This is a genomic window from Marinoscillum sp., assembly GCF_965229915.1.
Taxonomy (GTDB): Bacteria; Bacteroidota; Bacteroidia; order Cytophagales; family Cyclobacteriaceae; genus Marinoscillum.
Window position 1 is genome coordinate 670,735 of the sequence record NZ_CBDDJZ010000001.1, and the last position, 12,365, is coordinate 683,099.

7 protein-coding genes are annotated in these 12,365 nt (G+C 44.5%); 3 read left to right on the forward strand and 4 right to left on the reverse strand.

Annotated elements, in window-relative coordinates:
• Positions 1-6: 6 nt before the first annotated feature.
• On the reverse strand, positions 7-1,413 hold the full coding sequence (locus tag ACO067_RS02900) for an MATE family efflux transporter (RefSeq protein ID WP_421870539.1): 1,407 nt from the start codon (positions 1,411-1,413) through the stop codon (positions 7-9).
• A gap of 384 nt (positions 1,414-1,797) precedes the next feature.
• On the opposite strand from ACO067_RS02900, the gene ACO067_RS02905 reads away from it, so the two are divergent.
• Positions 1,798-2,805 (forward strand): hypothetical protein, encoded by a 1,008-nt coding sequence (locus tag ACO067_RS02905; RefSeq protein WP_421870542.1) that lies wholly within the window; start codon positions 1,798-1,800, stop codon positions 2,803-2,805.
• On the opposite strand, the gene ACO067_RS02910 is transcribed toward ACO067_RS02905, so the two are convergent.
• Positions 2,802-4,850, reverse strand: a complete 2,049-nt coding sequence (locus ACO067_RS02910; RefSeq protein WP_421870545.1) for a M3 family metallopeptidase — start codon at positions 4,848-4,850, stop codon at positions 2,802-2,804. The genes ACO067_RS02905 and ACO067_RS02910 overlap by 4 nt on opposite strands.
• Positions 4,851-4,925: 75 nt before the next feature.
• Here ACO067_RS02910 and ACO067_RS02915 point away from each other — a divergent pair, with 75 nt between their 5' ends.
• Entirely contained in the window at positions 4,926-6,533 is a 1,608-nt protein-coding gene (locus ACO067_RS02915; RefSeq protein WP_421870548.1) for a mechanosensitive ion channel family protein, read from the forward strand.
• Positions 6,530-7,552, forward strand: coding sequence for a quinone oxidoreductase family protein (locus tag ACO067_RS02920; RefSeq protein WP_421870550.1), 1,023 nt, complete (start codon positions 6,530-6,532; stop codon positions 7,550-7,552). The genes ACO067_RS02915 and ACO067_RS02920 overlap by 4 nt, the downstream gene beginning before the upstream one ends.
• 116 nt (positions 7,553-7,668) lie before the next feature.
• On the opposite strand, the gene ACO067_RS02925 is transcribed toward ACO067_RS02920, so the two are convergent.
• Positions 7,669-9,102 (reverse strand): TolC family protein, encoded by a 1,434-nt coding sequence (locus ACO067_RS02925; RefSeq protein WP_421870553.1) that lies wholly within the window; start codon positions 9,100-9,102, stop codon positions 7,669-7,671.
• A gap of 7 nt (positions 9,103-9,109) precedes the next feature.
• Entirely contained in the window at positions 9,110-12,343 is a 3,234-nt protein-coding gene (locus tag ACO067_RS02930; RefSeq protein ID WP_421870555.1) for an efflux RND transporter permease subunit, read from the reverse strand.
• Positions 12,344-12,365: the final 22 nt, after the last annotated feature.

A 12,365-nucleotide genomic window follows, 5' to 3' on the forward strand; every position in this document is an offset into this window, starting at 1 on the left:
ATCAGATCAGACATCAACCGTCTTCCATTTACCTCTTTTGAACAGCACAATACAGATAACAGCTTGCAACGAATGGCAAAAGGCGATAGTGAAAAACACGCCTTTTGCCTGCCAATCCAGACTTACTGAAAGCCAATAAGCCAAGGGTATTTGTATCAGCCAAAACACAAAGAAATTCACCACCAAAGGTGTCTTGGTGTCTCCTGCCCCATTGAAAGCCTGACTGATAACCATGCCGTAGGCAAAAAACACGTAACCGAAACAGATGATTCTCAAAGCACTGACCCCAATGCCTTGCACTATTGGTCCTTGCTCAAACAATCCAATAATTGGGTCTGCTGCAAGGAAAAACACAATGGATACCAATCCTAAAAAAATCATGTTGTAAAGCGCCGTGTTCCACACAGACTTTTCAGCTCGATCTGGGAAACCAGCCCCAAGGTTTTGACCTACCAATGTCGCTGCTGCATTGGACATACCCCACGAAGGCAATATGGTGAACACTATCACCCGAAAAGCAATGGTATAACCTGCCAAAGCCTCACTTCCAAAGAGCGCCATCACCTTCACCAGGAAAATCCATGAAGCAGTTTCAATCAAAAACTGCCCCATACCTCCGAGTGAGATCTTGACCAATTCGATCACCGTTTTGAACCGGATGATCACATTGTTCCAGCCGATACGAATGATGCCTCTATTATTTAGTAAGCCGACCACCTGATATAGCACGCCGATAGAGCGACCAATGGTGGTGGCAATAGCTGCACCTTCTATACCAAGAGATGGGATAGGTCCCAATCCAAAAATGAGTAATGGATCCAAAATCAAATTGAGACCATTAGCTATCCACAAAGAACGCATCGCAATTGAGGCATCCCCTGCTCCTCGAAAAATAGCATTATTGAGGAATAGTAAAAAGATACTTAAGTTGCCAGCAAACATGATTTTTGTAAACCCGACTCCTTCTCCTATCAAGTCTTCCTCACCACCCATGAGCCGTAGGATATCTTCAGCAAAGATAAATCCAACTACCCCCAGGAGGATACCAACAATCGTTGCCAGAAAAATAGATTGGAAAGCAGCGTCTGCCGCCCTTTTAAACTTCTTTTCACCAATTCGCCTGGCCACTATAGCTGTAGTAGCCATGCTCAGACCCACAGCCACCGAATAAATAATCATTAAGATGGACTCAGTGAGCCCTACTGTAGCTACAGCGTTTACACTTATTCTCGAGACGAAAAAAACATCTGCCACAGCAAACAATGATTCCATGATCATTTCGCCAATCATCGGAATAGAAAGCAGAAAAATGGCCTTATTGATACTACCGGAGGTAAACTCCTTTTCAGTGCCCTTTAGGGCAATCATAAATAGCTTGACAAAACGCTTGAAAAAGCTGATAATAGTTAACATGATAAAATGCAATTAGGGGATTGAACCGAAAAATAAAAAAGAGGATGTATCGCTAGAGATTAGCGATTTCGGACACAGAATATTTCGGCTATCAGCTTCATAGTGAGGCTAAAATAATGACATTTTCTGAATTGCTAGTGATCCCTTTAGAAATAAATCTTTAAATAATGAAATTTAGAAGTTTATAACACTTTGTAAAATTATTGTTTGGATGATCCAAATAAATTGTACTTTAGCAGTAAAGAATAGTTTTAATTCATGATATGATAGTCTTTTATTGTACTTACTCTCCCAACTGATTCATAAGAGTAAATCACTTTATTAACTTTAAATTCATATTTTCATGGTTAATACTTAATTTGGTAAGAATCACAGCCTTATCCTATGAATAAAGATTATAGTGTTTTATTGGAAAACCTAATGGGCAGAAGGTACGATGAAGCACTTCGTGAATCCATAGTCTCGGATGCTTTTGAAGAATGTGAGTATCCAGATGCTATCAAATACACCCTGGAATCTATGGAGGAAATAGATCCCTCCTATGCCTACAAGACCTTTCATATTACCAAAAGGATTCAGGATAAGCTTGACAAGACGTTTGAGGAAATCAAGTTCAAGGTGGACTTTCGCTATCAGGGACCCATCCAAACGGAAACACACATCGTGCTCTATGGAGGTGTGGAGCTCATCTGCCTCACCAGATCTATGGACAAAAAACCCTGGATGCAAGTAACCAGAATGGCCCAGGAGATCATGGGAGTGCTCACAGGCGATCAGTCTTTTAGAGAAATCGACTACAGTAGTAAACTTCGCATCAAGCTGGCCACTTCCAAACCCAAGTGTGAGATCAAAATATTGCCAGCTATCTGGCTAGATAATCCTGAATACCTGGAAACCAAAAGGGAAATAGACCGGGGAGTGTGCGAGTATAACATGCTGAAAAAGACACGACGCAGGTATCTCCCGTTTTTGAACATTGCCCGAATCAACTCTAAAGACAATCGGTGCAACGGAGGCTTGAAGCGAATCATCAGGCTTCTTCTCACTCTCCAGAGAGATGCCCACGAAGAGATAGATCTGAGCTGGTACGAGATAGCATCAATAGTTTATGCCATTCCCGAAAAACAAATGAAGTTTAACAAGGAGTATTCCCTTGGATTACTTGGAGTGGTAGCTGCACAGCTCAATAGAGTGGTTTCTGATAAAAATTACCGACAAAGACTCCTCTCTCCATCTGAAAAAGAGTTGGTTTTTGGCTCACGGCTCTATCTCACCGATGAGGTCGCCAAGCTCAAGACTGAACTTGACCACCTCATTCAGGATCTAAATGAAGAACTTCGTAAAGACGATGGTAAGACCATCTACAGTGAAGTTCGCTATGAACACCACTAGTTTTTTAAACCTGCACGCTCCAGAAGTGCTTCCGGTGTTGGCTCCTGGCCTCTAAAGCTCTTATAAAGCTCCATTGGATGCTTGGTTCCTCCTTTACTCAAGATGTTATTTTTAAAGGAATCTGCTGTCTTTTTGTCAAAGACTCCATTTTTCTTGAATACTGAAAAGGCATCTGCATCCAATACCTCCGCCCATTTATAAGAATAATAACCAGCAGCATATCCACCGCCAAATATGTGTCCAAACTGAACACTCATGTTGGTATTAGGTACTGCAGGGAAAAGATCAGTTGGGGCAAAAGCGGCATTTTCCACGGCCATCACATCCTCAATAGTCCCAGCTTGTTCGAAGGTGATGTTGTGCCAGTTCATATCCAGTAGACCAAAACTAATCTGGCGTACGGTGGCATAAGCCTCATGATAAATAGCACTGTTTTTCAACCGTTGCACATATTCCTGTGGGATCGCCTCACCCGTTTCATAATGCTTCGCGAACAGGTCCAAACATTCCTTCTCGTAGCACCAGTTTTCCATGATTTGTGATGGAAGCTCTACGAAATCCCAGTACACATGCGTCCCAGACAGACTAGCATAAGTCGTATCTGCCAGCATACCGTGCAGCGCATGGCCAAATTCATGGAAGAGGGTGTTGACTTCATCAAATTTTAGAAGTGATGGCGCTTCCTCGCTACTAGGCGTGAAGTTGCAAACAATGCTCACCAGAGGGATCACTTTTTCACCGGATTTGGTGACTCTTTGATCTCTGTAGGAAGTCATCCAGGCACCACCACGCTTCCCTTCACGTGGAAAAAAATCTGCGAAGAAGATCGCTGTGACCTCTCCGTTGGAGTCTAACACCTCATAAGCTTCCACATCCGGATGATAGATGGGTATTTGATGGTTCCGCTTGAATGAAATATCGAAAAGTTTCTCCGCTGTTTGGAAGACTCCAGAAATCACATTTTCGAGCTTAAAATACGGCTTGGTCAACTCATCATCTACGTCATATTTTTTCTTACGCAGCTTCTCTGAATAGTAAGCCCAATCCCATCGCTGCAACTCATGCTCTACCCCAAGCTCCTTCATAAACTCCCGCAACTCCACCACTTCTTCCTTGGCTTTTGGCAAGGCTCTTTCCAATAAATCGTTTAAGAACTCTTCTACTTTTCCCGGCTTCTCAGCCATGCGCTCCTCCAGCACATATTCGGCATAGGTGTTGAAACCCAATAAACTGGCTTTTTCGGCACGAAGCATCGCCAATTTCTTCACAATCTCCTGATTATCTCGCTCATCACCTTTCAGTGCCTTGCTCATAAAGGCTTTGTACAGTTGTTCACGAAGTGTCCGGTTCTCGGCATATTCCATGAATGGCATATAAGATGGCGCTTGTAGGGTGAAGGCCCACTTACCTTCCTGGCCTTTGTCTTTGGCCGTTTTAGCTGCTCGACTAATCACGTCTTTTGGCAACCCTTTCAAATCCTCTTCCTTGTCCACATACATCACAAAGCCATTGGTCTCCGCCAGCAGGTTTTCGCCAAACTCAAGGGAGAGCCTGGCTAGCTCAATCGCTACTTCCTTGTAGCGCTCCTTCTGCTCACCTTGAAGATCCGCACCACTTCGAATGAAGCTTTTGTAGGTTTTGTCCAACAGCATTTCCTGCTCTTCATTGAGATTGAATGAAGACTTGTTATGGTAGACTTCTTTGATTCTGGACCAAAGCTTTGCATTAGTTTTTATCTCATTGTCAAACTCAGATAGCATCGGAGAGGCATCTCTAGCTACTGCCTGGAGTGCATCATTGGTCTCTGCACTGTTTAGGTTGAAAAGTACCGAAGTGACCTTCTCCATCAACTCTCCAGATGCCTCCATTTCCTCAATGGTATTTTCAAAGGTCGGAGTTTCCGGATTATTGACAATTTGATCTATTTGACCTCTTGCCTGCTCAATAGCCTTCTCCAGTGCAGGCATGTAATGATCAGTGCTGATCTGGTCAAAAGGGGGTACATCAAACGGTGTATTATAAGCTTCTAAAAATGGATTATTCATAAGATTTTGTCACAATTTTGAAGTTCAAAGTTAATTGGAATAAGCCTTACCTTTGCTCCGAAATTAAGATTAAGTATGACTAAGCAACTGCTTTTTATTTCCCTTTGTTTATCTGCATTTTTTTGCCAGAGTCAGGACTCCCTTTACGTGGATTTATCTTCTCCCTACGGATCCATTCGTACCCATTTATTTTACCTACAAGACGAACACTACGACGAGCAGAATGCAGCCCAACCCTTTCTTCATCCGGGTGTATCCATAGAAGAAGCAATTAAAAAGGCTATTGAGCTGAAACAGGCGTGGGATGGAGAAGGCACCTTCATCAATATGGAGGAACTTCCACGAGATGCCAATCACCTGGACTCCACTCGAAACAGGTATCACTACGTCATTGACAAACACCATCCTGCCATATTCCTGGAAAAAAAGAATGGCAAATGGCTTTATGCCAAGTCAGCTTTTCCGGTGATCGAAGAGTTCCACGACAATGTGTTTCCCTTTGGCACAGACAAGCTGCTGGACCTCTTACCTAAGATTGGGACACGCAAAATCATGGGCTTGTACCTGTATCAGTATCTGGGAATATTAATCCTGGCACTGATCAGTGTATTGGTGCACAAAGTCTTTTCCGTCCTTTTTGAGGAGATCATCACTCGCCTGTTATTGAAAGCGGGATATGAACGCCTGGCTGATCACTTCATGCTACCAGTAGCCAGACCAATCAGCCTTTTCGTTGTGATTTTGCTGCTAAGAGTATTCATTCCGGTATTGCAGCTTCCACCTGACACTTCTCACTGGATCATGCTGGCGTTGAAAGCCTTATTACCACTTTTCGGCACCATCGTTTTTTACCGACTGGTTGACGTGTTGGCCATGTATTTGGAAAATCTGGCTAAGCAAACCGAAAGCACACTGGACGATCAGTTGGTGCCGTTGCTGCGCAAGACACTCAAAACCTTTGTGGTGGGGATCGGTACACTGTTTATTCTCCAAAATCTAGACATCCCTATCATTCCATTATTGACAGGACTGTCGATTGGTGGTCTGGCCTTTGCTCTGGCTGCTCAGGACACCATCAAAAACTTCTTCGGTTCCCTGATGATTTTCATTGACCGACCTTTCCAGATAGGAGACTGGATCACCTCGGGAGAAATAGATGGGTCAGTGGAAGAAGTGGGGTTTCGTTCGTCCAGAATCAGGACCTTCCGCAACTCACTCATGTATGTACCTAATGGAAAACTGGCCGATAGTACCATCGACAACCATGGGATGCGCCAATACCGCAGGTTTTACACCCAGATAGCCGTGACCTATGATACTCCTCCAGAGCTGATTAATACCTTTGTAGAAGGATTACGAAAGATTGTTGAAAACCATCCTGATACACGCAAGGATTACTACAACGTCTTTTTAAACGATATGGCCTCCTTCTCTCTGAACATTATGTTTTACATTTTCTTTGAAGTACCAGACTGGACAGCTGAGCTCAAAGCTCGACATGAAGTATTGATAGAAATACTTAAGCTGGGTAAAGAGCTGGGGGTACATTTCGCATTCCCAACTCAGACTCTCCATATGGAAAACTTTCCTGGGCAGCAAAGCTTGTCACCAAGCTATGAATCACCTGAGGAAATGAACAGAAAAATGGCTGCCTATTTTAGCACACAGAATCAAAACACATGAGAACCTACACACTTGTCAAAAACGGAAAAGCAGCAGAGGCTTTTAAACTCGAAGACAAACCCACACCCCAACCTGGCGAAGGAGAGGTACTGATAGCATCAGAAGGTTTTGGGTTGAATTTTGCCGATGTAATGGCACGTCTGGGTATTTACCAGGACTGTCCACCTTTGCCCGCCGTGATTGGCTATGAAAATGTAGGTCGTATTCAAGCATTGGGAAAAGGAGTCACTGGCTATATGGAAGGTGACCGAGTGTTGGCTTTTACTAGATTCGGTGGTTACGCTGATCACATTGTTACTCCGGTCATGGGTGTTACGCCAATACCTGACTCACTGAGCGTTGGTGAAGCTACAGCACTCGCCACTCAGTACATGACAGCCTACTATGCTGTAGAGGAATGTTTGAATTTGTATGAAGGAGATCATGCGCTGGTGCATGCTGCAGCGGGAGGTGTAGGTACTGCTCTCATTCAAATCCTTAAGCACAAAGGCGTGACGGTTTTTGGAACTGCGGGATCTGCTGAAAAACTGGATTATCTGAAAAGTCTGGGTGTAGACTACCCCATCAATTATAGAGAAACAGATTATCTGGAGGAAATCAAAAAACTTGGATTCGATCGTAAAATAGATGCCACATTCAACCCAATTGGTGGCAATTATGTAAAGAAAGACTATGCCCTACTCAATGCAGGTGGTGCTGTGGTGATATTTGGAGCATCCAAACTGACAGAAGCACGTGGCAATCCATTCAAAATAATCAGGCTACTATTTGGTTTTGGCTTTTGGAGTCCCATCAAATTCGTAACTGCCTCCAAATCCCTCATAGGATTAAACATGCTACGAATAGCTGATTATAAACCAGCGGCTTTCCAACGTTCATTGAAAGCTGTTGTGGATTTGGTCAATCAGGGAGTGATCAAACCTACAGTGGGGCAAGAGTTTGACCATAGCGAACTAGCTGATGCCCATACCTTTCTGGAAAGTAGAAAATCCATCGGCAAGGTGGCTATCAAGTGGTAATAAATTCCAGGAGGCCATAAAAAGAAATCGCCGCCCTCCGCTGTAAAAACAGCTTCAAGCGGCGACATAACCACTGCCTAACTTTCAATGGCTTCTTACTCTACTACTAATACTAACTATTCTTGCCAGCCGCCACCGAGTGCCCGGTAGATGTTAACAACTGAATGCATTTGCTTCATTTTGGTCTCAATCAAATCAAATCGGGACTCCAAAGCCTCACGTTGGGTCAACAATACCTCCATGTAATCTGCTCTTGCTGATTTAAACAAGGTATTGGAGATGTCTATTGATTCGGTCAACGTCTGTACCTGCTGTGATTTCAGGTCATAGGCATTGGCCAGGTTATCAATATTTGACACCTGATTGGCTACTTCAATGTAGGCGTTCAATATGGTCTGCTCATAATTGACAACCGTTTGGATCTGCCTGGCATTGGCGTTGAGGTAAATGGCCTTAATTGCGTTCCTGTTGACCAGTGGTGCCATGATTTCACCAGCCATAGAGTATAGCAGTGACTCAGGCGTGCGAATGAGGTGAGAAGGATTAAATGCCTGATAACCTACACCGGCTGTAATGCCCAATGATGGATAGAAATTCGCCTTGGCTGATTTCACGTCCAGCTTAGCAGCTATTAGTTCCAATTCTGCCTGACGAACATCAGGTCTGTTTTGTAACAGCTGCGCCGGAATACCCTGCTTGATGCTTTGAGGCACCAAACTGCTAAACTGCGTGTGATCTCTATCGACCGTTTGGGGATATCTACCAATGAGGAAATTAATCCGGTTTTCCGTTTCGATAATAGCCTGCTTAATTTCATACTGCAAACTACGTGTGTTTAGCACCTGCGCTTGAAAACGTTTCACGGCTAGTTCAGTCACTCTCGCTGATTGCTTTTGGTACTTCACTATGTCCAATGCATCCTGCTGGATTTGTATGTTTTGGCGAACAATCTCCAGTTGGTTATCAAGTGCCAACAACTCGTAATAGGAATTAGCAATCTCTGCGATCAGGTTGGTTACCAGAAAGTTTTTACCTTCTACAGATGCCATGTATCTGTTGAATGCTGAAGCTTTTGCATTTCTGAGCTTTTTCCAGATATCTACTTCCCAGTTAGCATAAGCTCCGAAGGTGAAATCACCCAATGGTTCTGGAAACTCCTTACCCGGCTCAATGTCTGTAGTGGCTTCCAATGCACCATTACGGGTGTACCTACCTACCTTATCAGCACCTACACCAGCTCCCAGCCCAATGGAGGGTAGATACTCTCCTTTTTTGGCCATCACTTCATTCCGACTCATTTCTATCTCTTGCAAAGTGATGTTCAGCTCCTGGTTATTCATCAGCGCCGTGTCAATCAGTGCAGCCAGGTATGGATCAGTAAAAAACTCTCTCCATTTGATATCTGCTGAGTTGGTCGTATCGGCACTTGTCTGATACTCATCTGGCAATCCGGTATTGACCTCACGCTTGGTGAGCTCCGGAGTACACGAGAACACTGCAATGGCCAACAAGGCCATTGCAAAACTTTTGATTATATATCTACTAGTCATTTGTCGCTTACTTTTTGTCATCATTATCCGGATCAGATTTTTTCTTGTGCTGTTCTTCCAGCCACTTGTTTTGTTCTTCCATGGTATGGATGTATTCCTCGGACAATGGTTCGTTTTCCTCATCTTTGATCAGGCTCTTACCCTCTACCATCGACCCGAAGATGTAGTACAATCCAGGTATGACCAGCACTCCTAACAAGGTACCGAGTAGCATTCCTCCCATGGCCGATGATCCGATGGTCTTATTCCCAACTGCCCCTGCTCCATGCGAAATCACCAAAGGAACCAAACCAGCAATGAAGGCAAATGAGGTCATCAAAATAGGCCTGAATCGCACCTTTGCTCCTTCTATGGCTGCTTCCAGTACGGTGGCTCCCTGCTGGTGCTTCTGCACGGCAAACTCCACAATCAATACCGCATTCTTTCCAAGCAGCCCCACCAACATGATCAAACCAACCTGGGCATACACGTCGTTGGCCAGTCCCATCATTTTGAGCATGACAAACGACCCAAATACCCCAACTGGAAGGGATAGGATAACCGCCAGAGGCAGTAAGAAACTCTCGTACTGTCCGGCAAGAACCAGGTAGACGAAGATGATTACAATGATGAAAATATAAAGAGCTTCATTGCCACGTCTGGATTGATCATACGACAAATCCTCAAAGGCAATGTCATAACCTCTCGGCAAGGTCGTAGCAGCCACTTCACGAATCGCCTCAATGGCATCACCCGTAGTATAGCCCTTGGCTGGTAACCCTCGAATAGAGGCCGAGTTGTACAAGTTGAATCGTGTGATCTCGTTTGGTCCCTGACGCTTCACCAATTTCATAAACGATGAGTATGGAACCATCTCGCCTTCCTCGTTTTTCACAAAATACTCGTCCAGGTCAGAAGGATATCTTCTGTACTCTGGTGAAGCCTGAACGTGCACTTTGAAGAACCTACCAAAGCGAATAAATCCCTGCTCATAGGTACTACCAATCAGAATGTTGAGGTTTTCCATGGCCTTATCGATGGAAACTCCCTTCTGCATGGCCACCTTGTTGTCTATGATCATTTCATACTGCGGATAGTTAGCCGCATAGAAGGTAAACAGACCGGTGATCTCAGGTCGTGCGCGAAGTGAGTCCATGAACTGCGTGTTGATTCGGTCAAATTCATGATAGTCCGTGGAGTTAGTCTTATCCAACATTCTCATAGAAAACCCACCGGATGTACCAAATCCCGGGACTGCTGGTGGTTCGAAAAACTCGATGATGGCACCAAGGTTTCTGGTCTCTTCTTCCAGCTCTTCCATGATTTCTGTCACGGTCTTCTCTCGTTCGGACCAGTTTTTCAGGTTGATCAGACAGGTACCGGCATTGGATCCACGTCCCTCTGTCATGATCTCATAACCAGCAAGTGCAGACACACTTTCGATACCTTCTACCTCCTCGGCAATTTTCTGCAGTTGCTGAGCTACCTGATTGGTTCGCTCCAGAGTAGCACCAGGAGGTGTCTGAATGATCGCATAGATCGTACCTTGATCTTCGTTCGGAATAAATCCAGAGGACAAGGCACTATTCTGCAGGTAAATACCAATACCGAATGCTATCAGTACTCCCCACGTCACCGTCTTGCGGTTGACGATCAGTTTTAGAATACCTACGTACTTGCCAGTCACTTTTTCAAAACCACTGTTGAAACTATCGATGAATCGATTGATGATCGTGCGCTTACGTTTCTTACCATGGTTGTTTTTCAACAGCATGGCACATAGCACCGGAGTAAGTGTCAAAGCAACAAGAGCCGAAAGAATAATGGAACTGGCCATGGTGATACCAAACTGTCGGTAAAAGGTCCCTACAGGGCCAGGCATGAAGGTAATCGGCAAGAATACCGATACCATTACCAAAGTAATGGCGATGATCGCACCACTGATTTCACCCATTACCTCTCGCACCGCGTTGTACGGCGATAGGTTCTTCTCTTCCATTTTGGCGTGGACTGCTTCCACCACCACAATGGCATCATCCACCACAATACCGATGGCTAGTACCAGTGCAAACAAAGTGATTAAGTTGATCGATAGACCAAACATCTGTAAGATGAAAAAGGCACCGATCAATGATACCGGCACTGCAATAATCGGGATCAAAGTAGACCGCCAATCGCCAAGGAATATGAAAACCACGAGCGCTACCAGGATAAAGGCATCTCTCAAGGTATGTGTTACCTGCTCGATGGATGCGTCCAGGAAGTTAGACACGTCATAACTGATCTTATAATCCATACCGGGAGGAAAAGAAGCTTTCATTTCCTCTAGCTGAGATTTCACATCTGCGATAACTGCAGATGCGTTACTACCCACAGTTTGTTTCAATACAATAGAGGCAGAAGGATACCCATCCAGGTTGGAATAAATATCAAAAAACTCACTACCCAGCTCTACTTCAGCGATATCTTTCAGGTAAATGATTTCGCCTTCTTCATTAGCCCGTATAATGATATCTCCATATTGCTCAGGCTTGTTATACCGACCCTGATACACCAATACATACTCAAGGGATTGTGCTTCTTTACTGTCTGCCCTACCCAGACGCCCAGGTCTACCGATGATACTTTGATCCAGCATTGCCTCCATCACATCTTCTGCGGAGATTCTATACGCCCGCATTCTGTCAGGTTTTAACCATACCCGCATCGCGTACTGACGGCTACCCAATATCTGGGCTCGTGCAATACCATTGATCCGCTGAATCTCCGGAATCATGTTTACGTTGGCATAGTTGTACAGGAATTTTTCATCATCATCCTTATTCGTACTATACAGGTTGACATACATCAACATACTAGGCTGAATAGGTGTGATGATTACTCCCTCTCGCTGTACCAGCGGAGGGAGGAGCGGCAGTACCTGATCCACCCTCGTTTTTACCCGGACCACAGCCTGGTTAGGATCGGTACCAGGTTCGAAGATTACCCGAATGGTGGCTTCACCGGCACTGGTAGCATCTGATGAAATGTAACGCATCCCCTGCACACCGTTGATGGCCTGCTCCAATGGGATCAGCGTGGAATTAACCAATACCTCTGCACTGGAGCCAGGGAAGGCTATGAAGATATTGACAGTGGTAGGTGCAATCTGTGGAAACTGAGAAATCGGTAAGGTCTTGATCGCCAAAGTTCCCACGAATAGTAAGATGACCGATATGACAATCGCCAATACGGGTCTATGTATGATTCTACTGAAAAACATTTTATCGTGTTTTTAAAGGGTT